Origin of the sequence: Lonsdalea quercina subsp. quercina, from assembly GCF_000688655.1 — a bacterium.
GTDB lineage: Bacteria > Pseudomonadota > Gammaproteobacteria > Enterobacterales > Enterobacteriaceae > Lonsdalea > Lonsdalea quercina.
Genome location: NZ_JIBO01000008.1, coordinates 177,965 through 204,212, shown reverse-complemented (window position 1 = coordinate 204,212; position 26,248 = coordinate 177,965). Strand labels below are relative to the sequence as shown.

Here is a 26,248-nt window from a genome sequence, read left to right as displayed (position 1 = left end):
GCCTGGGATGAAAGTCTCTCAGGCTTATTCGTCAGGTTATTTACGGTGAATTTTATGAGAGTTTTTTATTGCGATACTGACATCTTCAGCGGCCACGAGAAAATGTTTCTCGCCGCCGCCTGCGGCGTGTCAGACAAATTCCCCTGCGTGCTGATTTTGAATGAGCATAACCCCAAGGCCCTGGCGTACTGCCGGGAGCACGGCCATTTTGACCAGATCATCACTGTGCCGATCAAGACGGTCAAATTCGCCTCGTTGGTGACCTGGTTTATGTGGGGCGACATATTAAAAATAAAGAAAATTTTGCAGAAATATCATGCCACCTCGGTCGTCGTTTCTCAGGGACGCATCGAAATCGGCAATCTGGGCAGCATGGCGGCTCGTCTGATCTCGGTCCCTGTCACCTCCTATATCCCGATGGCGCACGGCTACGTCGAGCTGTACGGTAAAAGCGCGACCCACCTGTTTAAGGATGCGCTCTGCGCCATTCTTTATCGGCTGCCTGCGCGCTACATCACCATCAGCGACTCCGTCAAAGCTTCTTTGCAGCAAAAAAGCGGCCGCGACACGCCCGTCGATGTGGNGGCGAATTACATCGATCGTAAGCCGCAGGCGGATGTCGCCGATGCCGCCACGCCGCTGTCCGATGTGCCGCCGGGCACGTTTACCCTGGTGATCCCAGGGCGACTGCTGGACAAGCAGAAAGGGCAAATCGACTATCTCACCGCGTTGAAGACTGTGATCGCCCAGCAGCCTAACGTGAAATGTTTTCTGGTGGGAGAAGGGGAAGACAAAGCGCGCATTCGCGCGTTTATTACGGCGAATCAGCTGCATAACCACGTCGAGCTGCTGGGGAATCGCGACGATATGCTGGCGATTATGTCGCAGGCGGATTTGATTGTGATCCCTTCCAAGTTTGAAGGCGTACCGCTGGTGCTGATCGAAGCGGCGCTGCTGAATAAAAAAATAATTGCGTCCCGAATTGATGGAATTAAGGATTATCTCAACGCCACCTACCTTTTCGATAGTCATAATATTGACGAAATGAGCCGGGTAACGTTGCAGCATATGACATCGAACGGGGAAGATAATTACCGGACGTCGCTCAAGGCATTAATCCAGCGTCATCAGGATGACTTCATTAATGATTTTTATGCGGCCCTGATTCAGCCGTCGGTTGAAAACGCATCGTGATAAAGGAACCTATAATGCATTGCAATTATGTCGTTGTCGTAGTGCTTTATAATAAACAGGTCGCCGCGTCCACGACATTATCTACGCTGGCGGATTATGACTTTAAAACCGCAAAGCTGATTATTCATAATAATGGTCCGCAGTCGATTAAACTTGATGCGACTTCCGAGAAAGCTTTCCAACAGCGTTTCGGAAAAATCGAATTGAATAATTGTCTGGATAATCCTTCGTTGAGCGTGATTTACAATCGTTATATTCACTCTCATCCGGAAGCGGAAAAATTTGTTTTGTTGGATGACGACACGACGATTAACGAAACATTTCAGCAGGCGCTATTGAAAGGGGAGGCGGATGTCGAATGCCCGAAAATTATTTCGGTGTTCGATAAAGAGACCTATTACCCCATGTCGCACAATGCCGTGGTCGCCGATGCCGAGGTGTTGGATCCTCTCTCTGCGGTGTCCATCGGATCGGGACTGATCATCCGTCGTTCGCTGGTCGACAAGTTTCGCCAGCATGGGTTCTCGTTGTTCGACGAGCACTATGCGCTTTATGGCGTCGACACCAGCTTCTTTCGCCGCATACATCTGCTGGCGCGTAAAGGCGTGGCGATCACGCTGAGCACCACCTGCTATTTGACGCNCTCCTTGTCCCGAACGGAAGGGGCGATGAATGACTTCAGAAGAAAAGAAAGAATCTGGGATCTGGCGATTTCGACGCGTCAATATCCCAGCGTGAGAGGGTATTACGTCTTTTTAAAAAGAGTGTTATCCGATCTGTGCGCATTCAAATTCAGAGATACTTTTCTGCTGATCTCGGCTTTTATTGCGGGTAGACACCCAAAATGTCGGACGCTGAAAAATCAGTAGCCTTCTTTTCCACTCAGATATTTTCCAGGATACGCTATGTTAACTATTATTCCCGTCGTAATGGCAGGCGGAACAGGCAGTCGTCTATGGCCTTTATCCCGCGAATTATTCCCTAAACAGTTTTTGACGATTGGCGAATCTGTAGGAAGTCTGCTGCAAAATACGGTGACAAGAATTGAAGGGATCGAAAATATTTCGGTCAAGCCGCCCCTGGTCATTTGTAATGAAAATCATCGTTTTCTGGTCGCCGAGCAATTAAGAGAAATCGACAAGATTGACAATAATATTATTCTTGAACCGGTGGGGAAAAATACCGCGCCTGCGGTTGCGTTAGCTGCCCATCTGGCGAATCAGAGCGATCCGGAAAGTTTGCTGTTGGTATTGGCAGCGGACCATCTGATAAAGAAAGAAGATCATTTCCATGCCGCTATCATCGATGCGGTGCACTACGCGGCGAACAATCAGCTGGTGACGTTCGGCATTATTCCGGAGTACCCGGAAACCGGATATGGCTATATCAAAAAGGGCGAAGGCTTGTCGGACTCCTGTTTCCGCGTCGACGCCTTTGTCGAAAAGCCGGATCTGGCAAAGGCCGAAGCGTATGTCGCTGATGGCGGCTACAGCTGGAACAGCGGCATGTTTCTGTTCAAAGCGGGAAAATATCTGGAAGAGCTGGAGAAACACAGCCCGGACATTTATCGGATCACCCGTGAAAGCATCGAGCGTAGCCAGAAAGATTTGGACTTCATTCGAGTGGACGCTGAGAGCTTCGCGCAGTGCCCGAGTGACTCCATCGACTACGCCGTGATGGAAAAAACCAGCGACGCGGTGGTGATCCCCATCGATGCGGGCTGGAGCGACGTCGGCTCCTGGTCTTCGTTGTGGGATGTCTCCGCGAAAGATGAAAACGGCAACGTCAACGTGGGCGAGGTGATCGCCTTCGACTCACGTAACAATTACATCTCTTCGGAATCGGCGCTTGTCGCCACCATCGGTCTGGACGATGTCGTGGTGATCAATACCAACGATGCGCTGCTGATCTCCCGCAAAGATCGCGTTCAGGATGTCAAGAAGGTGGTCGAGGAGCTGAAAACGCGTGGCCAGCACCATTTCCGCGAACACCAATACTCTTTCCGACCGTGGGGCAACATCTCCAACATCGACGCCGGCGACCATTACCAGGTGAAACGCATCGTGGTGCATCCGGGACAAGGGCTGTCGCTTCAGCGGCACTACCACCGCGCGGAGCACTGGGNGGTGGTCAGCGGCACGGCGAAAGTGAACGTGGATAACAAAGAATTTTATCTGTCGGAGAACCAGTCCACGGTGATCCCGACGAATAGCGTACATACGCTGGAAAATCCCGGGCAGATCGACCTGATCATGATCGAAGTGCGTTCGGGGCATCACATAACGGAAGACGACATCGTCAGATTGAAAGATCGCTATGGTCGTGTTTAAGAGAGGGTATCGGTAATGGATCAGTTGACCTGCTTCAAAGCATATGACATCCGCGGACAGCTGGGCGAAGAGCTGAATGAGGATATCGCCTACCGGATCGGCCGCGCTTATGGGGAGTATTTGAAGCCCAAAACCATCGTGCTGGGCAGCGACGTCCGTTTGACCAGCGAAAGCCTGAAATTGGCGCTGGCCAAAGGGCTACAGGATGCGGGCACCGAGGTGATTGATATCGGCCTTTCGGGCACGGAAGAGATTTATTTCGCCACCTCGCATCTGAACACGGACGGCGGTATCGAAGTGACCGCCAGCCATAACCCGATCAATTACAACGGGATGAAACTGGTGCGCGAAAATTCGCGTCCGATCAGCGGCGATACCGGTTTACGCGAAGTCCAGCGTATTGCGGAAAGCAATACATTTTCCAATGACGGACGTGCGCGCGGCGGCTACCGTAAAGAGAATACGCTTCCTGCCTACGTCGAGCATATTCTGTCTTACATCAACCTCGACAACCTGACGCCGCTGAAATTAGTGGTGAACTCCGGCAACGGCGCGGCAGGGCATGTCATTGACGCCATAGAGGCGATTTTCAAGCAGAAGAACGTCCCGGTCGAATTCATCAAGGTGCATCACCAGCCCGACGGCCACTTCCCGAATGGTATCCCCAACCCGCTGCTGCCGGAGTGCCGTGCTGATACGACGAATGCCGTGCGTGAAACGGGCGCCGACATGGGGATCGCGTTTGACGGCGACTTCGACCGTTGCTTCCTGTTCGATAATCAGGGCAACTTCATTGAGGGCTATTACATCGTTGGGCTGCTGGCCGAAGCGTTCTTGCAGAAAAATCCCGGTAGTAAAATTATCCACGATCCTCGCCTTAGCTGGAATACCGAGGATATCGTCACCACGTCCGGCGGCCAGCCGGTCATGTCGAAAACCGGTCACGCCTTTATCAAAGAGCGGATGCGGTCTGAAGATGCGATCTACGGCGGCGAAATGAGCGCGCATCATTACTTCCGCGATTTCTTCTACTGCGACAGCGGGATGATCCCGTGGCTGCTGGTAGCCGAATTGATCTGTGTCAAACAGCAAACGCTGGCGGAGATGGTGCGGTCCCGCATCGAGGCCTATCCCTCGTCCGGTGAGATCAACGTCACCTTGCAGCGGCCGGCCGCCTCGATCGACAAAGTCAAAACGCACTATGCCGCGACGGCGGAGTCGATTGACGAGACGGACGGCATCAGCCTGTCTTTCGGCGCCTGGCGCTTCAACCTGCGCTCTTCCAACACGGAGCCGGTCGTACGCCTGAACGTGGAGTCGAAAAATGACATCGCGCTGATGAAACAGAAAACGGATGAAATTTTGGCGATGCTTTCCGAGTAAACCATCCCGCGTGAGGCGTTGTTTTCCACAGGACTGTCGAGTCGGGCGGGGGCGGGCGGTTGGCGGAATCTCACGGGAAGACGTGGATTGGCAGCGCAGGCTGGCGCGTCACCAAGCGCCAGCCTGAGGATGCAATCGTGGAGGTGTGGTCATGCGGCGTGGCTCCGTTGTTGCGCGTCATTGCCGAAGTCGTTTCATTGATCCGCATTTGCCCTACGCGGACCACTATTGGGTAGGTGAGAGGCCAGTATGCAGAACTTAAAAAAAACGTCCGTGAGTTTATATTTATTGTCCTCCTTGGCTTCCACGTCTTTCGCCGCGCAGTCAGCAGGGAAAAACGAACAGGACTACTTCAGCGATAACAATCAATATATCTACAGCGATCTCACGCCCAAGCATTTCACGTTGCAGGGGTTGCCGGACGATGGAGCGGTCGTCGAGGCTTATCAATATGACGACCTCGGTAATCTGCTGGCGATTCCTTTTTTCAAAAAAGTTCTGAAAAACAGTGATAACGGCGGCGAAATTTCGCCTACCGTCGACATCACGTTTCCGGNGCTGGGCCTGTATAAAATCAACGTCATCGACGGCAACGACAAAAAGCTCGACGAACGTAACGTCGCACTCATTCCTCCCGTTGGACCGCTCAACGATGCCGTGGGCGTGAACACCCATTTCGGTCAGGGGCGTTGGGAGGCCAACAAAGCGATGCCGCTCATTAAGGCGGCGGGTATCGGCTGGATCCGCGATGAGATCCCGTGGAGCACGGTGGAAAAAAGCCAAGCCCGTTTCGCTTATCCCGGCTACATGGACAACTATATTCGGCTGGCGAGTCAACTGGAGTTAAAACCGCTGGTGGTGCTGGATTACGCCAATGAGCGCGTCTATCCCGGTCCTATCGCCGGTAACGCCGAGCACTTCGCCAACTATGCTAAAAATACCGTGTCACGCTATCGCGAGACGGTGAAACACTGGGAAGTATGGAACGAACCACGTCCACAGACTTTCGGCACCAAGGACTGGGAAGGATATACGGCGTTTTTGAAACAGGTCTACACCGCCGTGAAAGGCGTCGATAAAGACTCGACGGTGATCGCCTGCGGCGGCGGCGGGTTCGGCGGCGGGGCAGGCGGCGACTGTGCGGGCGGCATCTTTAAATATGGCGGCAAAGCGTACATGGATGCTTTTAGCATTCACCCTTACATGTCGCCGTTCAATCCGGACGTGGGCTATCCCGCGAAAAACTCGCCGTTCACCCCAATGGGGGGACGCGTCAACGTCGGCAGCGTCTCTCGGTTGATGGAAAACCACATCAAGCTGGAAAAACGCCCGGCAAGTCGCTTCCCNCCGGTCTATGTCACCGAGATTGGATGGCCTTCTACGACGATCCCTTACGCCAATGGCGAAGCCATACAGGCGGCTTTTTTGCTCAGGACTTTAATCCAGGCCCAGCGCCTCAACATCATTCGAAGTACGTTTTGGTATGACTTTGTCAACGATGGCGCGGACGGGACCAACAAAGAGCATAATTTTGGTCTGCTCTATCAGGACTACACGCCTAAACCCGCGTACAGCGCGATGGCGGTGATGAATCACATGCTGACCGGCATGCGCTTCAAAAATGCCGTGGTGGATGCACCGGACGTCAAAGTCTATCGCTTCTCCAACGGCAGCAAAGACCTGCTTGTGGGGTGGACGGTAGGCGTAGACAAGAAAGCCGTGCCGCTGAACGGTGGGAAAAAAGTGCAGACGGACTGGCAGGGCAATCAGACGGATATTGACGGAAACACCTGGATGCTGGGACCAATCCCGCGCTATTTGAGTGAATAACATGTCGGGTAACAACGACGCAGGGTGTGCGGTGGCGGCGGAGGAACCTCAGAACCGGACGCGAAAGACGCCTTCACCAAGGCGTCGCTAAAGACCGCATTTTTATTAACCAGGTGAAGGGGTTATCGACGCAAGACCTTCCAATGTTCCGATTCGGCATCAAACCGTTCGGTGGTATCATTCGAAGATTCATCTCACCTACAACAATGAGTCATCTGATGAAATTCCTTGTCACCGGAGCCGCCGGATTTATCGGTTTTTATGTTTGCCAGTCGCTGTGTGCCGCTGGGCACGAGGTTGTCGGGATAGATAATCTCAACGACTACTACGCCGTCTCCCTCAAAGAGGCGCGCCTGGCCGAACTGCGGCCGCTGGACAACTTCCGTTTCGAGAAGCTGGATATTGCGGATGATAAGGCTGTGCATGCGTTGTTTGCGGCGGAAAAATTTGATCGGGTGATTCATCTGGCGGCGCAGGCGGGCGTACGTTACTCGCTGGAAAATCCGCTGGCGTATGCCCAGAGCAACCTGACCGGTCACGTCAACGTGCTGGAAGGGTGCCGCCACCATGGCGTGGGTCATCTGGTCTATGCGTCATCCAGCTCCGTGTACGGGCTGAACAATAAAACGCCGTTCTCGACGGCGGACAGCGTGGATCACCCGGTGTCGCTGTACGCGGCCACCAAAAAATCCAATGAGCTGATGTCGCATGCCTATTCGCATCTGTACGGCCTGCCGACCACCGGCCTGCGCTTTTTCACCGTGTACGGTCCGTGGGGGCGGCCGGATATGGCCTTGTTCAAGTTCACCAAGAACATGCTGAACGGCGAGCCGATCGATATTTACAACCACGGCGACATGCGCCGGGATTTCACCTACGTCACCGATATTGTGGAAGGTGTGCTGCGCATAGCGGATGTTATTCCACAGCCTGACCCGTCGTGGCGAGTGGAAAGCGGCTCTTCTGCCGATAGCTCCGCCCCTTATCGCGTTTACAACATCGGCCACGGCAGTCCGGTGAAGCTGATGGACTTTGTGACGGCGCTGGAAAACGCGCTGGGAATCGAAGCGAAGAAAAACTTCATGCCGATGCAAGCAGGCGACGTGTATCAGACCTATGCCGATACCGACGACCTGTTTGCGACGACAGGTTATCGCCCACAGGTGGAAGTCGCCGAAGGCGTGCAGGCGTTTGTTGACTGGTATCGCGGTTTCTACCGCCTCTGAGCGAGGTGATGAAGCGCGGACGGCCGGTGTTCTGCCGCACGGCCATTTCTTCTGTGATTTTAGTTATATGCCACGTTGGATTAGTGTGATTTAAAATGAAAATTGCGATTGCAGGTACCGGCTATGTCGGCTTGTCGAATGCGATGCTGCTNGCGCAGCACAATGAAGTGGTTGCGCTGGATATCGTTGCCGAAAAGGTCGACATGCTTAACAAAGGTGTTTCACCTATCGTCGACAAGGAAATCGAGGATTTCCTGCGTAATCCGGCGCTCAATTTCCGGGCCACGCAGGATCCCGTCGCGGCTTATGAAGACGCCGATTTCGTCATCATCGCCACCCCGACGGACTACGATCCTAAGACCAACTACTTCAACACCAGTTCGGTCGAAGCGGTTATTCGTGATGTGCTGGCGCACAATCCTGATACGGTGATGATTATCAAATCGACCGTTCCCGTCGGCTACACCCGTCAGCTGAGAGAAGAGTTCGAGACCGACAACATCATCTTCTCGCCGGAATTCCTGCGGGAAGGCAAGGCGCTGTACGATAACTTATATCCTTCGCGCATCGTTATCGGCGAACGTTCCGAGCGTGCTGAAACCTTTGCGCATCTGCTGGTGGAAGGCGCGATTAAAACCGATATCCCGGTGCTGTTTACCGACTCCACCGAAGCGGAGGCCATCAAGCTGTTCGCCAATACCTATCTGGCAATGCGCGTGGCTTATTTCAACGAGCTGGACACCTACGCCCAGACGCTGGGGCTGGACAGCAAGCAGATCATCGAAGGCGTTGGGCTGGATCCGCGCATAGGACAGCATTACAACAACCCTTCTTTTGGCTACGGCGGCTACTGCCTGCCGAAGGATACCAAGCAGCTGTTGGCTAACTACGAAGCGGTGCCCAACAACCTGATCCGGGCGATTGTGGATGCGAATACCACACGTAAAGATTTCATCGCCGACGCGGTAATCAAGCGTAATCCTACCGTCGTGGGCGTCTACCGCCTGGTGATGAAAAGCGGCTCCGACAACTTCCGCGCCTCGGCTATTCAGGGCGTAATGAAGCGCATCAAGGCGAAAGGAATCGAGGTCGTGGTCTTCGAGCCGGCGCTGAAAGAAGACAACTTCTTCCACTCCCAGGTCATTAAGGATCTCGAAGAGTTCAAACAGATTTCCGATGTGATTCTGTCTAACCGCATGGCCCCGGAATTGTCTGATGTTGCGGAAAAAGTCTTTACCCGCGATCTCTTTGGCTCAGATTAGGTATAAGGTTAAGAGAGTGTGTGGCACGGCTAGGGAAGTGCCACGGAAATGACTGACTGTTTAAGAGAGCGATAGATGACGACATTAAAAGCAGTGATTCCCGTTGCCGGGCTGGGTATGAACCTGTTGCCGGTAACCAAAGCAATTCCTAAAGAGATGCTGCCGCTGGTGGATCGCCCGGTAATTGAGAAAATCGTAAAAGAGTGCGCCAACGCGGGCATTAAAGAAATTGTGCTGGTGACCCACGCGTCGAAAAACGCCATCGAAAACCATTTCGATACGTCGTTCGAGCTGGAGTCCTTGCTGGAAGAGCGCGCCAAGCGTCAGCTGCTGGAGGAAGTGCAGGCCATCTGCCCGCCGGGCGTGACCATCATGAACGTGCGTCAGGGGCAGACCCTGGGATTGGGGCATGCGGTATCTTGCGCATACCCGATCGTAGGCGACGCGCCGTTCGTCGTCGTCCTGCCGGATGTCGTGCTGGACGAAAGCTCCGCGGATCAGTCCACGGAAAACCTGGCCCGTCTGGTTGCGCGTTTCGAAGAAACCGGCCACAGCCAGGTTCTGGTGAAACATCGTCCGTATGAGGCGCTGCCGGAATACTCGGTGGTTGAATGTGAACAGCCCTTGACCCAGCCGGGCGCGACGTCGGCTATCACATCGATGATTGAAAAGCCCAAACTGGCACGGGTGGAAGGTTCCGACCTGTCTGCGGTTGGCCGCTATGTATTAACGGCGGACGCCTGGCCTATCATCAACAACATCCTGCCGGGCGCTTGGGGACGGATTCAGTTGACGGACGCGATTGCCGAACTGATCAAAACTCAGCAGGTAGACGCGGTAGAGATGGCCGGCCGCAGCTTCAACTGTGGTCGTAAACTGGGCTATGCTCAGGCTTTCGTCTCCTACGGATTGCGTAATCCGAGTCTGGGCAAGGCATTCAAGAAAAATATCGAAAAGCTGCTGGCAAAACACTCAGCCTGACGACAGCTTCCCGCCCGAGCCCGTTTTGTGCCGGGCGGGACCTATCCTATCGAACCAATTACTACCCACTCGATAAGAGCTGAGTTACCATATCAGCCTGCTTTTGATTGCCTGTGGCGCGCCAGCCGCGACTCGGGTAGGTTACCCTTCAAACAGGAGTTGCTTTAATGTCCAAACAGCAAATAGGCGTTGTCGGTATGGCGGTGATGGGGCGCAATCTGGCGCTGAACATCGAAAGCCGTGGCTATACCGTCTCAGTCTTTAACCGTTCTGCTGAGAAAACCGATGAGGTGATTGCAGAGAATCCCGGTAAAAAACTGGTGCCTTGCTACACCGTGCAGGAATTCGTGGAATCCCTGGAGAAGCCGCGTCGTATCCTGTTAATGGTGAAAGCGGGTGAAGCCACGGATAAAACCATCGCTTCTCTCAAACCCTATCTGGAAAAAGGCGACATTCTGATAGACGGTGGCAACACCTTCTACAAAGACACCATCCGTCGTAACCGTGAATTGTCTGCTGAAGGCTTCAACTTTATCGGCACCGGCGTTTCCGGTGGTGAAGAAGGGGCATTAAAAGGCCCGTCCATCATGCCTGGCGGNCAGAAAGAAGCCTATGAACTGGTTGCGCCTATCTTGGAAAAAATCGCCGCGCGCGCGGAAGGCGAAGCGTGTGTGACTTATATCGGCGCCGACGGCGCGGGTCACTACGTCAAAATGGTGCACAACGGCATCGAATACGGCGATATGCAGCTGATTGCGGAAGCCTATTCCCTGTTGAAGCAGGCGCTCAACCTGAGCAACGAGGAGCTGGCAAAAACCTTCTCTGAGNGGAACAAAGGCGAGCTGAGCAGCTACCTGATCGAGATCACCGCCGACATCTTCACCAAAAAAGATGAAGACGGAAAATATTTGGTCGACGTCATTCTGGATGAAGCCGCCAACAAAGGCACCGGCAAATGGACCAGCNAAAGCTCGCTGGNCCTGGGCGAGCCGCTGTCGCTCATCACCGAGTCCGTCTTCGCTCGCTACCTGTCCTCTCTGAAATCGCAGCGTGTTGCTGCATCTAAAGTGCTGTCCGGCCCTGCCGCTCAGACTTTTGCGGGAGACAAGGCGGAGTTCGTCGAGAAAGTACGTCGCGCGCTGTATCTGGGCAAAATCGTCTCTTATGCACAGGGCTTCTCTCAGCTTAAAGCGGCATCGGAAGAGAACAGCTGGGATCTCAATTACGGCGAAATCGCCAAGATTTTCCGCGCAGGTTGTATCATCCGCGCCCAGTTTTTGCAGAAAATCACCGACGCTTACACGCAGAATGCGGCCATCGCTAACCTGTTGCTGGCGCCGTACTTCAAGCAGATCGCGGACGAATACCAGCAGGCGCTGCGCGACGTGGTCGCCTACGCCGTCCAGCACGGTATCCCGGTGCCGACCTTCTCAGCGGCCATTGCGTATTACGACAGCTACCGTTCTGAAGTATTGCCAGCGAACCTGATTCAAGCTCAGCGCGACTATTTCGGCGCGCACACCTACAAACGCACTGATAAAGAAGGCGTATTCCACACCGAATGGTTGGACTAAACGCTGCGTTAATACTCTCCAGCCGGGCGTCTATCGCCCGGTTGTTTCGCCCTTGGTCGTCACCCTCGTTTCTTATCGGACAGCTCCGAAAAAATAATACGCAGTAAAACTAATCAGAGAAATGTCATTTCCTTCCTGTATGTTGTTAACACGCATCTCTATTTTTGTATTTATTTAATGCAAGGCTACGCAGTTGTTACATGCATCATGATGTAACGTCGTTTTCATTATGATGATATCCCCGAGTTTGAGGACAGTGAATGCCCGATTTGGCTGAGAAATCAGCTGAAAAGTAGGGCAGGAAAGGCCGTCAGTTTGGTCTTTTCCTGTCCTGTAGTACTTCCTAGGAAAGAAGGAAATTGTGATGAAAAAAACGTTAATGACTGCGGTACTGGCCTTGGCCATGTCCTCCAGTGCATATGCTGCTGTGGGCGAATTGCTCGGCGGCGCGGGTGGCGCTGGCGCCGCTTCAGCTGCCGTCGGTTCGTCTACGGCGGTCGGTGTCGGCGTAGCGGCGGCTGCCGTTGCTGCCGCTACCGTGGCGACTGCGAATGATAGCAGCACGTCCAACAGCACGGGTACAAGTACCTCTACAGTCACATCAACCCAGGGTTAATGGGATTGAGATAATAATAAGGCCACTTAGGTGGCCTTTCTTTTGCTTCAGGGGATTCAGGCGAGAACCAGAGCGATGATAAAAATTCTATCAGGTAGCAGAACCCGCGAGCTGATTGCTATTCCAGTACTTTCTTTAATGCTGATGGGGTGTTCGCAACAATTCGCTTTGTTAGGTGAAACGATGAAGCTGGCCATCTGGGGGCAGGAGGATACCGATCTGACGCCGCAGCAGGTGGCGAAGGTGCCATATGCTTCCGCCTATATCAAGGTCGGCGAAGCTCCTCGTGCCTTTATGGTGCTGGGGTTCGTGGAAAACGGTGTGCTGAAGTGGGTGGCCGCGGATAAAAACATGGTCGCGACCCGTGATGGGCGTGTGGTGAAAACACAGGGATTCGGCGAAGACATTCAGCATGTCGCCAATCAGGAGCAGGATCCGCTGCATTTAGGGTTGCTGAAGGCGGGAACGCCTATGCGCTGGCACACCGAGGTCAGTTGGTCGCAGGTCATGCGGGGCAGCTATGAACTCCAGTCCTCGTTCGAAAACCGCGGCCGCGAACCGTTGGTCATCCTCGGCAGAACCTATCAAACCGTGCGCTTCGACGAGCTCGTGACCGTTCCCGCGTTGAACAAACGCTATACCAACCAGTATTGGCTGAATGCGAACACCGGTCAGGTGATGCAGAGTCGTCAATACATGGGGCCGGATATGGCGCTGGTTCAGTTTACCGCTTTGAAATCCTACGCTCAGTCACTGTAAGGACGCTTCTATGTTGCTACACAATCGGCTGGCTGCCATGTTGATGTTGATGACCGGAACGGTGGGCGCGGCGCAGCTAACGGTAAAATATGGCGATCGCACGTTGGACCTCGTGGTGCTGGAAGACGGCGTTCGCTTGGATAAGTTTTATGAGAAAACGCCGTTCCCCGCCGACGTCAATTGGCAGAATGCGCTGATCACCAATCCGGCGATGACATCGCGCGTGGCCGCGCAAGGCCAGACGCTGCAGGATCACCTCTATCGTCTACAGCTGTGGTGGCGCGATCGCGGTGATGGCGACTACGCCATCGCGGCGTGGTACGTCGCGCAGGCGCTCAAGCAGGTACCTATCGCGGGCCGAATTCCGACGGCGCTTGACCCGGACCGAGTGCGCCTGGACCTACAGAGCAACCGCCCGCTGGTCGGAGAATATCAGCTCTATCTTGCCCCCTATTCAAAACAGCTGTTCCTGTTCGGACTGATTCGAACAGATATCGATATCGGTACGACCCACGTGTTCAAAGATCTTCCGCTGCGTTCCGGCTGGTCGGTTGAAAACTATATACAGGGCCGACGTTTCCTTCCCGGCGGCGATAAAAATACGGGATATTTGATTTCTGGAGCGGGGACGTGGCGCAAGGTGCCGCTGGCGATATGGAATCGTCAACATATCGAACCCGCTGCGGGCGAAACGCTGTTTATTGGCTTTGACCCCGCGATTTTGCCCGAAGAGATGTCCTCTCTTAACGAGCAGATTGCCGATTATCTTGCGAACCGGATCCCACACTAATGGCTAAAAACAATACTCTCAGACTGAATTGCCTCTCTCTGGCGATCGGCAGCGTTTTCAGCACGTCGGCGTTGGCGGATGGGGCGGGCGGCACGGCTCATGAGATGGCCGATGCCACTAACAAGAATCACTATTACCAGCCAGCGGGCGTCTCTCAAACCGACTTTGGCGGCGTAGGGTTGCTGCAAATGCCGACCGCCCGGATGGCCGACACCGGCGAGTTCAGCGCCAGCTATCGCGATAACGATCAATATCGACGTTACTCCGTCTCATTGCAGTTGCTCGACTGGCTGGAAACCACGGTGCGTTATACCGACATTCGTACCCGGCTTTACAGCGCCGACCCCAACTTCAGCGGCACGCAAACGTATAAAGACAAAGGGTTCGACGTTAAGGCGCGGTTGTGGAAGGAAGACCGCTGGTTGCCCCAGGTCTCTGTTGGACTGCGCGATATCGCGGGAACCGGCTTGTTCGACAGCGAATATCTGGCGGCCAGCAAACGCTGGGGACCGTTTGACCTGACGCTGGGCATCGGCTGGGGCAACATGGCCCAGAGCGGCAATATCACCAACCCCGCCTGTAAGCTGACGGAGAGCTTCTGTCAGCGCNCCAGTTCTACGGAAACCGGGCAGTTCGAGGTGAACAATTTCTTTCNCGGGCCGGCGGCGATATTCGGCGGGATTGAATACCAGACGCCGTGGGATCCGTTACGTCTTAAACTGGAATACGACGGCAACAACTACAGCGATGAGGCCGCAGATCGCGGGCGCAGAGAGCGTATCAAGCAGGATTCGCCGATCAACGTGGGCATGGTCTATCGGGTCGGCGATATTCTGGATACGTCGCTGTCCTGGGAACGCGGCAATACGCTGATGTGGGGCTTTACGCTCCGGACCAACTTCAATCAACTGAGGCCGCATTTCGNGGACGACGCGCCGCCGGTCTATGCGCCGGTCAGCAACCCGCAGGGCGGCACGGACTGGAAGCGCGNGGCGAAGGAGCTGGACGAGAAAGCGGGTCTGGGTCAACCGGATATCTACGCGGACGCGAAACAGGTCACCGTCGTCAGCCCGCAATACAAATATCCGGATAGCGCGGAGTACAGCAGCCGGGCGGCGACGGTCCTCGCCAATCACGTGCCGGAGAGCGTCAGCGAATACCACATCGTTAGGGAAAGCCGTCACCTGCCGACTGACAGTACCCGTGTTGACGCGAACGCTTTCCGTCAGTTGCAAACCGCATCGACCCCGTTAGGGCAGCCGGAGCCGGATGCTTATCATACTGAGCCGCTCGCGCCGCCACGCGGGAAAGCGGTGCTGCATACCCAGCCCCGGAGATTGACTTACTCCCTTGCGCCAGCGCTGTCGCAGTCTATCGGTGGGGCCGAATCGTTCTATATGTATCAGGTTTCGGCAAACGCCAACGCCGATCTGTACCTTTCCGATCACTGGAGCGTAGGCGGTACGGTCAATGTCAACCTGTTCAACAACTACGACAAGTTCAACTATAAGACACCGCCTCAGGACTCTAAGCTACCGCGCGTCCGCACCTGGATACGTGAGTACGTCACCTCATCAGATGTGTTGCTGACCAATCTGCAGTTGTCGCGCACCGACCATCCGGCACGGGACTGGTACACGCAGGTCTACGGCGGGTATCTGGAGATGATGTACGCCGGTGTCGGGGGGGAAATGCTGTATCGTCCTTATGGCAAAAGCTGGGCGGTTGGGCTGGATGTGAACTACGTCAAGCAACGTGACTGGAACGATACGATGCGTCTCGCGGACTACAGCGTGGCCACCGGCCATCTGACCACCTATTGGGAACTGCCGTTTATCAAAGGCGGACTGGCGAAGGTCAGCGTGGGTCGCTATCTGGCGGGAGATAAAGGCGTTACCGTCGATCTGTCTCGCCGGTTTGACAGTGGCATCGTCGCGGGCGCCTTCGCGACGAAAACCAACGTCAGCGCCAAAGAGTATGGGGAAGGGAGCTTTACCAAAGGGTTCTATGTCTCCATCCCGTTCAATCTCCTCTTCGCCTCGCCGACGACGAACCGCGGTTCGGTAGGTTGGGTGCCGCTGACGCGTGACGGCGGCCAGATGCTGGAGCGTCGCAACGTGCTCTACAACGTCGTCCAACANCCATAAACTCGCCCGCCAATATGAGCGGCGGACAAAAGGCGGCAGGGAGGAATTCTCCTGCCGCCTTTGCCGTTTTATGGCGTGTTGGCTGCCAAAATCGCCCGCAGGTCGCCTGGTTTAAAGGCTGTAATGTAAGGAAATCGTTTGTTTTGTGGNGATGCGGAGTAAATAGTCTAATTCGTTATTAATAGACGGCTTTTTAAGAATAAGACGCTTGTTGGCCGGGGGATGGCTTCACTATGATGCAGCGAAACAGTAGTCAGATGAGGTTAAAATGAAACGAGTATTAAAACTGGTAAGTGTCCTGGCGCTGCTGACAACCCTGAGCGGATGCATCTTTCCGCCCCCGTGGGGCGGCGGTCACGGTGGTGGTGGTGGCGGCGGCGGTCATGGCGGCGGTCATCATTTCCAGGATCCGCGAGGTTAACAATGTGATAACGCCAGCATCAGCTGGCGTTAACGTCGAACTGTTTCGACACCCATTTATTCAGGCCAGTGCGTTTGCGCTGGCTTTTTTTATGGGCGTGATTCCACATGATTTGTTATGTAACGCGTTTCGCGCTTAGGTTGTCCGCCAGCTGTGCATGTAGGTCATCGATCAATTGATAGCGCCGCTTGTATTGCGCTCGCTTGTTGCTGGGTATTTCCTCTAGCGGTTTACGGGCGATGTGCAGAGGCAACTGGTATAGGTTGTCGTGCGTTAGGGTCGCGTCCAGCGAGGTCCAGAAGTCGTCATAGCTGCAAAACAGCACGCTTTTTTTGCTGCGATGATAGCGTCGGCTCTGATAAACATGGCTGCTATCGCCGACGGCCAGCACGCTGCGAATCCCCGCCAGGTCGGCCAACGCCAGCAGGCTTTCAATCAGCATACGTTTAGGGAACAAACCGTGGCAGGCTTTTGTCGCCTNCTTAATCAGCTCCCGGGTCGTTTGTTTACCTTGACCTTGTAGGCCGCCGATGACAATGGCGGGCTTCCCCAAGACATTAATGATACTGAACGATAATGAGATCAACGACGTCTCATCCATCACGATTTGCAGGGTCGTTTCGCCCTCCTTGTCGTAACGCCACACGCTGCAGACGATTAAGAATTTCTCGCCCTCCTTGCCGTAAAATTCAGCCAGACGGAAGGGCGTTTCGCTCAGAAAGGCATCATGCAGTCTTGGCGAAGACAGACTTTCCATAAAGGTATAGTGGTGGCAAATCGCTTTAGCGCGCTCGGCCGCATTGAGGCCGACATGCAGATAAGGGCGATGGATTTTCGTAGGCAGGCAGGGGTGTGTTTTCATCAATTTCTGCATGGAAGGCAACGAGCATAGCCTGCCTAAGAAGTAATAGGTAGAGAACGGCAGCATCAGCGATCGCAACAAAAATTTCGCTTTTATCTTATTCTCAANCCCTATTTTTTCAGAACGAAAGTGGCCGCTCAACAGCTGAAAGAACAACGAAGCTCGGGATATTTTTTTCATATGCTCCACACGATGTTTAACAATTTTTTGTCTTACTTTTTCGAAAAATAGGGGAGGGTCTTATTTGAATACCGTAAATATAAAAATGTACGGCGGCAGAAAATAAAAAATATAAGCCTATTTTCGGTAGGTAAATAGCACAGGGTAGCGTGAAGTATAGAAGTAATGAGTCATGAATAAATTTATTCCTAATTATAGTTAATTTTAGTTGAGACTTTATTTATATAATGAAAAATACCGACCTATTTTTATTTTGTTTGGTTTTTATTTAGATTCAATTTATTAAAATGGGGTCTAATATAGGCATTTTTTTATTGCATAATGCAATGAAGAGGCGCGGCCGGGCTTCTCCGCGCCGATTGCGTGTTGGTTTGCGCGGCGACATGAGCGAAGCATCTCGCTTTAGCACGTTAATTCGCCTATGGCACGTTACCCGTCTGACCACATAGCCCCATTCTCTATTTCAACATCGATTAGATCGCCTAATTAGTCACGAATTTTCGATGGCTAACCCCTTGATGAATTGTGGAATTAAGGTTTCTTCATTCGCTCAATATTGGCTTGTTAAATTTTTATGGCAATGTTAATAATTATCATTACACTCGGTGTCGTCACCTAAACAATCCTGCGAAAGACAGCGCGAATGTCGGAGTTTTTTATTCATGCAATACGATTATCAAGATTATCTGCAACTTAAAGAGCAGCATCCCAAAAAATACGCGCGTGAACTGGCCCAATTGATGAATATCAGTGAAGCGGAGCTATCTTACCTGCGTGTAGGTCATGAGGCGCGCCGACTGACCGGCGATCCGCGTCAGATTCTGGCGGCGTTAGAAAGCGTAGGGGAGACAAAATCCATCACGCGGAACGAATATGCCGTGCATGAGCAGATCGGGTTCTACCGCAATCAACGCATTGGCGGACATGCGGGAGTCGTGCTGAATCCACGAGGCCTGGACTTGCGCGTTTTCCCCGAGCAGTGGGCGAGCGTATTTTTCTTTATCGAGCAGACCGCGCGCGGCGAACGCCAAAGTATTCAATTCTATGATCGTCAGGGCGACGCGGNGCTGAAGGTTTACGGTACTGAGCACACCGACTGGACGGCATGGCAGGAAACCGTAGAGCGTTTCGCCGCCGCCGAAAATGCGCCGTTGACGCTCNCGCCTTATGCCGCGCCAGAATCCGACGTTGTTGTCGATGCCGTGCGGCTGGAACAAGAGTGGCGGGACATGCAAGACGTGCATGAATTTTTCCCACTGTTGAAACGGCACAATCTGACGCGTCAGCAGGCGTTCCGCCATGTAAGTGACGATCTGGCCTGTCTGGTGGACAACCAGGCGCTGGCGACGCTGCTGAATGCGGCGCATCAGGACGGCAACGAAATCATGATCTTTGTCGGCAACCGGGGCTGCGTTCAAATATTTACCGGCGTGATTGAGAAAGTGGTGCCAATGGATCATTGGCTGAACGTGTTTAACCAGACGTTCACGCTGCATCTGCAGGGCAATACCATTGCGGAAAGTTGGGTCACGCGCAAGCCCACGCGCGATGGTATCGTCACCAGCCTGGAGCTGTTCGCCGCCGACGGCACGCAGATTGCGCAGCTGTTCGGTCAGCGTACGGAAGGGCAGCCGGAGCAGGAACAGTGGCGTCAGCAGGTGTCATCGTTGGTGAAACCGGGAGCCGCAGCATGAAGAAAATTCTTCTGACGCTGGCGCTATGCTTGCCGTTCTCGCTGCTGGCAGCGACGCGTCTGGTGACCATTGGCGGCGACGTCACGCAAATTGTCTTCGCTCTGCACGCGGGCAGTGATGTCATCGCCCGCGATAGCACCAGCCTGCATCCGAAAGAAGCGCTGGCGCTGCCGGATGTCGGGTACATGCGGCAGTTGAATGCGGAAGGGGTATTGGCGATGGCGCCGACGCTGGTGCTAGCCAGCGCGCTGTCCCAACCTTCCACCGCAATGGAGCAGATCGCGAAAAGCGGTGTGAAGGTGGTGACCGTGCCCGCCGGACAGAACGTGGAAAGCATCGCCGCCAAGATCTCGGTCATCGCTCAAGCGTTAGGGAAGGAGAAAGAGGGGCAGGCATTGGTGCGGCAGGTGCATCAGCAGCTTGCCGAGCTGCCGACGAAACCGCTGCCCGTCAAAGTCCTGTTCATTATGAGCCATAGCGGCATGTCGGCGATGGGTGCCGGACAGAACACGGCGGCGGACGCCGCGATCCGCGCGGCAGGCTTGCAAAACGCCATGCAGGGATTCAACCGTTATCAGCCCTTATCTCAGGAAGGCGTGGTGGCTAGCCAGCCGGACTGGGTGGTCATCAGTAGTCAGGGCGTGAAAACCCTCGGCGGCGAAGCCACTATATGGCAGTTGCCTGGTCTGGCGCTGACGCCGGCGGGTCAACACAAACGCCTGCTGGTTGTTGACGACATGGCGATGCTGGGCTTCGATCTGGATACGCCAGCGGCGCTGTTGCGCCTGCGTAAAGCGGTGGAAGCGCAACAGTGAGGATCAATCCATCGATGACGCTGCTGCTTATGGCGGCGTCTGCGGGGTTGCTAACGTTTATTGCGGCGACCATCGGCGCTATGCCGATCACGCTGTCCGAACTGATGACGTCATCGTCGGAGAGCCTGCCGTGGCAGGTCTGGTTGAACATCCGCCTGCCGCGTGTGCTGTTGGCCGTGCTGGNCGGCGTCGCGCTGGCGCTGTCCGGCGCGGCGATGCAGGGGCTGTTTCGCAATCCTCTGGCGGATCCGGGACTGCTTGGCGTCAGCAGCGGCGCGGCGCTGGGCGTCGGTTTGTCCGTGGTCGTCCCGGTCGCGCTACCGGCGGTGATTGCGCTGTACTGGCCAATGTTGGCGGCGTTCGCAGGCGGCGTCGCGATCATGCTGCTCCTGTTCTCGCTCAGTATCTCCGCCACCAGTCCGTTATCCCGCCTGCTGCTGGCGGGGATCGCCATCAACGCGCTGTGCGGCGCGGCGACCGGCGTGCTGTCCTGGATCAGCAACGATCAGCAACTGCGCCAGCTGTCGTTGTGGGGTATGGGGAGTCTGGGACAGGCCCAGTGGTCGTCGGTAGCGGGCGTCGCCTCGTTGGTATTGCCCTGCGTGTGGTGGCTGCAACGTCTGGCGCGGCAGCTCAATCTCCTCCAATTGGGCGACGAGGAAGCGCATTATCTTGGCGTGGACGTTCGCCGGACGCGGCGGCAGGTGGTCATCCTAAGCGCCGTGTTGGTCGCGGCAGCCGTGGCGGTCAGCGGCATCATAGGGTTTGTCGGTCTGGTGATGCCCCATCTCATTCGGATCACGCTCGGGGCCGATCACCGCTGGCTGTTGCCCGGTTCGGCGCTGGGCGGCGCTCTTCTACTGCTGCTGGCCGATACGCTGGCGCGGACGATGGTGGCCCCAGCGGAAATGCCGGTGGGGCTATTAACCAGTTTGGTCGGCGGCCCGTGGTTTTTATGGCTGATTTTGAGGCACAAACATGGCTGAGTTGGGTGAACTGTGCTTGACCGCTCACCGCATTAGCTACCGCTCGGGAGGGCGACAGCTGCTGTCCGATGTCTCGCTTACGCTAGCGCCCGGCGAATTGACGACGGTTATCGGCCCCAACGGCGCGGGTAAGTCGACGTTGTTACGCTTGTTGACGGGGTTCTTTGCTCCTTCCGAGGGGGAGTGCCGGCTCAATGGTCGCCCGATGGTTGAATGGACGCCGAATGTGCTGGCCCGTCAGCGCGCGGTGATGCGTCAGGACAGCGTATTGCAGGCCCCGTTTCGGGTGGAAGAGGTCGTGGCTATGGGGCGCTCGCCCTGGCCGTCAGGCGCGAACGAGCGTGTATTAGATGAAATTTTGGCGTTGACCGACTGTGAGATGTTGCGTGGTCGGCTTTATCCGCAGCTGTCCGGCGGCGAGCAGCAGAGGGTGCGGCTGGCTCGGTCGCTGGCGCAACTATGGCGGCCTGACGGTATTGCCGGATGGTTGTTCCTGGATGAGCCGACGTCGGCGCTGGATTTGTATCACCAACAGCAGCTGCTTCGGCTGCTGAAAATGCTGACCTCGACGGGAAAGCTGGCGGTATGCTGCGTATTGCACGATCTGAATCTGGCCTCGTTATGGTCGGACAAGATCGTGCTGCTGCACGACGGCAGGATCGTCGCGGAAGGCGTGCCGGAGGGCGTTATCACCCAACCGGCGATTGAACGTTGGTATCAAGCCGACGTCGTTGTCAGCCCCCACCATGAAACCGCAACGCCACAGGTGTCGCTGCGGCGTTGAAGCGCGGAAGAAATAGCGTTCGATGGATGAGTGGATGCGATGTGGGTCTGGGCGGAAACGCCGGCCTGAATCGCGCCCTAATAACTACAAAAATAATCAACAAAAATACTGCAAAGCAATGACTGAGCGAGAATATAACGATTTCAACATTTGAGGTTTCAGTATGTTCTTGCATACAAAAGAAAAACATCTCTCAGGTCTCATCAGGATCATTCTGACGGGCGTATTGACCAGCACAGCATTCAGTGCGGTGGCCGCGCTATCCGATAGCGACAATAAAACGCAGGCAGCCAATAAAGAGCAGACCACCTCTGCCACCCAGGCTGCGACGGCGGCTAAGCTGGAGGATAACAATCCGGGCGAGCAGATGACGGTGATTTCTGCGCCCATCGATACCAAGGCAGGAAGTCGCGTCACGCTGGATGCCAGTGAGCTACAGAAAAATGGCGGCAACGATTTCGGTACTATCATGCGCTATCAGCCGCTGGTCAGCGCCACCAGCGCCAGCTCGGGTTCCGGTAACGGTAAGAGCGGGTTCGACCGCTCCGGCTACACCGGCTATAACATCCGCGGCCTGGAAAGCAACCGCGTCGCCATCGACGTGGACGGCATTCCGTTGCCCAACGCGACCGCGCGAAGCTATGCAGGACGCGCCGGTTTGAATACGTTCGGGATCGGCCGTGACTATATCGACCCGTACATGTACGGTTTGGTGACCATCGATCAGGGGGCGACAAGCGTCGAGCGCGCCAATACCGCCATCGGCGGCGCGGTTTCTTTCCGTCCTAAATCGCCGGACCAATATCTGTCGCCGTCGAAACACACTTATTTCGGCTATCAGAGCGATTATGACTCGTCCAACCGCAGTTGGCACAATGGCATCACGGCGGCGGGCGGCGATGAGACGTTGCGGGGCATCGTCGTGATCAGCCGTCGCGACGGTCAGGAAACTCAGAACAACAGCGGCGTGATTTCCGCTTATCCGATGAATTGGCACTCTACGTCTGTGATGACCTCAGGGATCTGGCAGGCGAACGAACAGAACCGTTTCACCGGCACGCTGGAGTACTACACCAAGACGTCCCNCTCCAACTACGACTCATGGGATGCCACGGGAAATTCAATTTTAGGCAACGCGCAGCAGGACAGCGATACCCGTCGCTGGAGCGGCAGCCTGCGTCATAACTGGACGGCGGCCTCGGTGGATTCATGGATAGACGCTATCGACTCGCGCATCTATTACCAGAATACTCAAACCCAAGATGAAACCTACATGCCGTTGACCGCCCGCAGCATGTACACGGTGAATTCGGACTACAAGGTTGATACCTACGGCGCCGAGACCACCATGATGAAAACCTGGGGTATGCATCAGTTCAGCTGGGGGTTCAATGCCCAGCAATCCAATACCAANCGGCCATTCACTCAGGATCCGGCTCAGACCACGTACTACGCCATCATGCAGCCGGAAGCGGACAGCCGTACGGATACGCTGGGCGGCTTCGTTCAGGACCGTATGGAGATGGATATCGCTGACAGAACGCTGGCGATCACGCCTGGAGTGCGTGTCGCCTATCAGCGGACGAAACCTCAGAACCTGAGCAGTCTGGCCGCTAATAGTTCGGCAATTACGACGGAAGATGTCGAGAAGCTTTACGGCACCTTCAGTGATACTCAGGTCTTGCCGTCTTTGAGTCTTGAGTATGCGCTGACGCCCCGTCTGACCAGCTACATTCAGTACAAGCGCGGCGCACAGTTCCCGGATGCCAGCCAGCTGTACGGATCGTGGGGGCTGGGTTCTTCCTATGCAGGCGCGTCGCAGTATGCGTTGATCGGCAACAACGAGCTGAAAACGGAGACCAGCAACAACTATGAGCTGGGATTAAAAGGGGAAATGACCGAAGGGGTGACTTTCCGCTCAGCGCTGTTCTACAACACGTATAAGAACTTTATCGCCTACACGCGTTATACCCGGGCTAATAACCCTGATAAGTTCTCGAACGTGCCGTCGAATATCAATATTGCCTATCAGTCGGAAAACCGCGACAAAGCCTTCATTTACGGCGCGGAGTTCAGTAGTAAAGTACAGTGGGGAACGTGGTTCGACGCGCTGCAGGGGCTGAGCACCACGCTGGGGGTCGGTTATAGCGAAGGGCAGTCCAAGTCCAGCTACTCCGGTGACAAATATGTCGACCTTGATAGCGTGGCGCCTTTGAAAGCCGTCGTGGGATTGGGCTGGGATGCGCCGGATAACCTCTATGGCGCGGCGCTGACAGCGACGTTCCAGAAAGGCAAGCAGGCCACGGCGACCAACCGTGAGACATACACCAACACGGGAACCACCATCACCGACTCCACCACCGAGTACATGCGCGTTCCAGGCTATGGTTTGGTGGATCTGACCGCCTACTGGCGCGTCACGCCGACTGTCAAACTCAGTGGCGGCGTGTATAACCTGACCGATCGCAAATATTGGGATTATTTGAGCAGCCGTCAGCTGACCAGCACCAACAATCAGGACGCGTATGACCAGCAGCTTGCGGTCATGCCCGGCAGAACCTTCCAACTGGGCATCAACGTGGATTTCTAAACGCATTGAGCCGTTGGTGTCCCGGTCAGCGGACACAGACTGAAGTTCGGTCCCGACCCCGGCGAAAGCCGGGGTTTTTCTTTGACGGAATAACAGGCCGCCATCCGTGACGAAAGTGAAGTCCGCCGACGGGAGGTGGGAGAGAAAAAGATGGTCTGTGGGGGAGGTAAACGAGGGGCCGCTGGCGGCTCCTCGCTGATGATTAAAGAGGTGAATTAGCGGAATGGCGGTTCGTCGAATGTACGCAGCTTGCGGGAATGCAGTTGGTCGACTTCCGAACGCAGCAGATCGACCGCGCAGATGCCGATTTGCAGGTGCTCGGAAATCGCGCCTTCATAAAAGCGGTTGGCTTGTCCGGGCAACTTGATCTCGCCGTGCAGCGGCTTGTCGGATACGCAAAGCAGGGTGCCGTAAGGCACGCGAAAGCGGTAACCCTGTGCGGCGATGGTCGCGCTTTCCATATCCACCGCGACGGCGCGACTCAGGTTGAAGCGGCGGGCCGAGACGGAGTAGCGCAGTTCCCAGTTACGGTCGTCCGTCGTGACGACGGTTCCGGTACGCAGGCGTTGTTTCACCTTTTCACCCGGCATGCCGCTCACCGTCTTGGTGGCGTCATACAGCGCTCGCTGCACTTCGGCGATGCTGGGGATCGGAATGTCCGGCGGCAGCACGGAGTCGAGCACGTGGTCGTCCCGCAAGTAGGCGTGAGCCAGCACGTAATCACCGATGGACTGGCTTTCGCGCAGACCGCCGCAGTGGCCGATCATCAGCCACGCATGCGGACGTAAGACGGCCAGATGATCGCAGATGGTTTTCGCGTTGGACGGCCCGACGCCGATATTCACCAGCGTAATCCCGCGTCCTTGGCGAGACAGCAGATGATAAGCGGGCATCTGGTGATTTTTCCAGGCCAGATCGGAACCCGCCTGCTCGGGATTACGGGTCTCCGCCGTGGTGTAGCTGCCGCCCGCGCAGGACAGTGCATAGTAAGGGCTGTTTTCATCCGCGATTTGTTCGCAGGACCAGCGCACAAACTCATCCACATAGCGGGTGTAGTTAGTGAATAAGACGAAAGGCTGGAAGTGCTCGNCCGGCGTGCCGGTGTAGTGCCGAAGGCGGGCCAGCGAAAAGTCGGTTCTCAGCGCATCGAAGTGGGAGAGCGGGAAGTATTCTTTGGACTGATGAAACAGACCGTCAGCCGTTTCATCGCCAATCTGCGCCAGTTCGGTGGTGGGGAAATACTGCGCCAGCCCGGCGCTCATTGAGCGGTTTAGCCCCAGATTTGCGCCGTCGATAACGTACGGATAGGGAATTTCCTGCTGTGAAGGCACGACTTCTATCACCGCGTCATAGTCGTTTTCCAGAATCTCCAACTGCTCGGACAGATAGCCGCGTAGCAGCGCTGGGCGGGTAATAGTCGTGCTGTAACAGCCGCCGTGGGTCAGTCGGCCATAGGCACGGGTTTTGTTCTCAGAGGGCGCGCGTCCGTTCCAGCTGACGCGCAGCTCGGGATATACAAACAGACCTTTGGCGCGCGCCGAGGCGTCCGGCAACGTGCCTTCATCGATAAAAGCGCTAATGGCGGCGCGCAGCGAGGCGACCGCTTCGTCATACAGGGTTTCCAGCTTATCGAGCGCTTTAGTGGCCGTGAGGCCGGCAGCGGATGCTTTACTCATCTTTTCTCCTTGGGGTGCCGGACGCAGCGGTGTCCGGTGAAATACGGTGCCGTCATCGTAACGGCAGGTCACGCAGCGCTATGTCTTAAACTATGCTAATCCTGATGTAGTGAGTTTACACGAGGATGGGCGTCTCTTGTATGCGCAC

20 protein-coding genes are annotated in these 26,248 nt (G+C 55.3%); 18 read left to right on the top strand and 2 right to left on the bottom strand.

Annotated elements, in window-relative coordinates:
* The first annotated feature begins 54 nt into the window (after nt 1-54).
* From RZ35_RS09815 to RZ35_RS18080, 13 genes are all read left to right on the top strand, one after another.
* Nucleotides 55-1,194 (top strand): glycosyltransferase, encoded by a 1,140-nt coding sequence (locus tag RZ35_RS09815; RefSeq protein WP_026743148.1) that lies wholly within the window; start codon nt 55-57, stop codon nt 1,192-1,194.
* Nucleotides 1,195-2,099: 905 nt separating this feature from the next.
* Nucleotides 2,100-3,524 (top strand): mannose-1-phosphate guanylyltransferase/mannose-6-phosphate isomerase, encoded by a 1,425-nt coding sequence (locus RZ35_RS09805; RefSeq protein ID WP_026743146.1) that lies wholly within the window; start codon nt 2,100-2,102, stop codon nt 3,522-3,524.
* A 15-nt stretch (nt 3,525-3,539) separates the two neighbouring features.
* Nucleotides 3,540-4,907: a phosphomannomutase CpsG gene (gene cpsG, locus RZ35_RS09800; protein WP_026743145.1), complete on the top strand. Its 1,368-nt coding sequence runs from the start codon at nt 3,540-3,542 to the stop codon at nt 4,905-4,907.
* Nucleotides 4,908-5,156: 249 nt separating this feature from the next.
* A complete protein-coding gene (locus RZ35_RS09795) occupies nt 5,157-6,737 on the top strand; it encodes a GH39 family glycosyl hydrolase (RefSeq protein WP_051625541.1) in 1,581 nt (526 codons plus the stop codon).
* Between the two features lie 218 nt (nt 6,738-6,955).
* Nucleotides 6,956-7,963, top strand: a complete 1,008-nt coding sequence (locus RZ35_RS09790; protein WP_026743144.1) for an NAD-dependent epimerase — start codon at nt 6,956-6,958, stop codon at nt 7,961-7,963.
* Nucleotides 7,964-8,058: 95 nt separating this feature from the next.
* Nucleotides 8,059-9,225 (top strand): nucleotide sugar dehydrogenase, encoded by a 1,167-nt coding sequence (locus RZ35_RS09785; RefSeq protein WP_026743143.1) that lies wholly within the window; start codon nt 8,059-8,061, stop codon nt 9,223-9,225.
* 75 nt (nt 9,226-9,300) lie between these two features.
* Complete coding sequence (locus RZ35_RS09780; protein ID WP_026743142.1) at nt 9,301-10,206, top strand: sugar phosphate nucleotidyltransferase; 906 nt, start codon at nt 9,301-9,303, stop codon at nt 10,204-10,206.
* A 167-nt stretch (nt 10,207-10,373) separates the two neighbouring features.
* Nucleotides 10,374-11,780 (top strand): NADP-dependent phosphogluconate dehydrogenase, encoded by a 1,407-nt coding sequence (gene gndA / locus RZ35_RS09775; RefSeq protein WP_026743141.1) that lies wholly within the window; start codon nt 10,374-10,376, stop codon nt 11,778-11,780.
* 364 nt (nt 11,781-12,144) lie between these two features.
* Nucleotides 12,145-12,396 (top strand): hypothetical protein, encoded by a 252-nt coding sequence (locus tag RZ35_RS09770; protein ID WP_026743140.1) that lies wholly within the window; start codon nt 12,145-12,147, stop codon nt 12,394-12,396.
* A 75-nt stretch (nt 12,397-12,471) separates the two neighbouring features.
* Nucleotides 12,472-13,155 (top strand): YjbF family lipoprotein, encoded by a 684-nt coding sequence (locus RZ35_RS09765; RefSeq protein ID WP_026743139.1) that lies wholly within the window; start codon nt 12,472-12,474, stop codon nt 13,153-13,155.
* A 10-nt stretch (nt 13,156-13,165) separates the two neighbouring features.
* Nucleotides 13,166-13,945, top strand: coding sequence for a capsule biosynthesis GfcC family protein (locus RZ35_RS09760; protein WP_026743138.1), 780 nt, complete (start codon nt 13,166-13,168; stop codon nt 13,943-13,945).
* Nucleotides 13,945-16,092, top strand: a complete 2,148-nt coding sequence (locus RZ35_RS09755; RefSeq protein WP_026743137.1) for a YjbH domain-containing protein — start codon at nt 13,945-13,947, stop codon at nt 16,090-16,092. The genes RZ35_RS09760 and RZ35_RS09755 overlap by 1 nt, the downstream gene beginning before the upstream one ends.
* Before the next feature lie 268 nt (nt 16,093-16,360).
* On the top strand, nt 16,361-16,513 hold the full coding sequence (locus RZ35_RS18080) for a hypothetical protein (RefSeq protein ID WP_164477204.1): 153 nt from the start codon (nt 16,361-16,363) through the stop codon (nt 16,511-16,513).
* A 115-nt stretch (nt 16,514-16,628) separates the two neighbouring features.
* Here RZ35_RS18080 and RZ35_RS09745 read toward each other — a convergent pair whose 3' ends face one another.
* Nucleotides 16,629-17,555 carry a VirK/YbjX family protein gene (locus tag RZ35_RS09745; RefSeq protein WP_026743135.1) on the bottom strand — a complete coding sequence of 309 codons (927 nt, stop codon included), beginning with the start codon at nt 17,553-17,555 and terminating at the stop codon, nt 16,629-16,631.
* Between the two features lie 662 nt (nt 17,556-18,217).
* On the opposite strand from RZ35_RS09745, the gene RZ35_RS09740 reads away from it, so the two are divergent.
* The 5 genes from RZ35_RS09740 to RZ35_RS09720 all read left to right on the top strand — a co-directional run bounded on the left by RZ35_RS09740 (nt 18,218) and on the right by RZ35_RS09720 (nt 24,424).
* Nucleotides 18,218-19,249, top strand: a complete 1,032-nt coding sequence (locus RZ35_RS09740) for a hemin-degrading factor (RefSeq protein ID WP_026743134.1) — start codon at nt 18,218-18,220, stop codon at nt 19,247-19,249.
* On the top strand, nt 19,246-20,064 hold the full coding sequence (locus RZ35_RS09735; protein ID WP_026743133.1) for a heme/hemin ABC transporter substrate-binding protein: 819 nt from the start codon (nt 19,246-19,248) through the stop codon (nt 20,062-20,064). Before RZ35_RS09740 ends, RZ35_RS09735 begins: the two co-directional genes overlap by 4 nt.
* A gap of 14 nt (nt 20,065-20,078) precedes the next feature.
* On the top strand, nt 20,079-21,050 hold the full coding sequence (locus tag RZ35_RS09730) for a FecCD family ABC transporter permease (RefSeq protein WP_036153090.1): 972 nt from the start codon (nt 20,079-20,081) through the stop codon (nt 21,048-21,050).
* Nucleotides 21,043-21,834, top strand: coding sequence for a heme ABC transporter ATP-binding protein (locus tag RZ35_RS09725; protein ID WP_026743131.1), 792 nt, complete (start codon nt 21,043-21,045; stop codon nt 21,832-21,834). Before RZ35_RS09730 ends, RZ35_RS09725 begins: the two co-directional genes overlap by 8 nt.
* Before the next feature lie 163 nt (nt 21,835-21,997).
* Entirely contained in the window at nt 21,998-24,424 is a 2,427-nt protein-coding gene (locus RZ35_RS09720) for a TonB-dependent receptor domain-containing protein (protein WP_026743130.1), read from the top strand.
* Nucleotides 24,425-24,639: 215 nt separating this feature from the next.
* Here the strand turns inward: RZ35_RS09720 and RZ35_RS09715 are convergent, their stop codons facing one another.
* On the bottom strand, nt 24,640-26,100 hold the full coding sequence (locus tag RZ35_RS09715) for an AMP nucleosidase (protein WP_026743129.1): 1,461 nt from the start codon (nt 26,098-26,100) through the stop codon (nt 24,640-24,642).
* Nucleotides 26,101-26,248 lie beyond the last annotated feature (148 nt).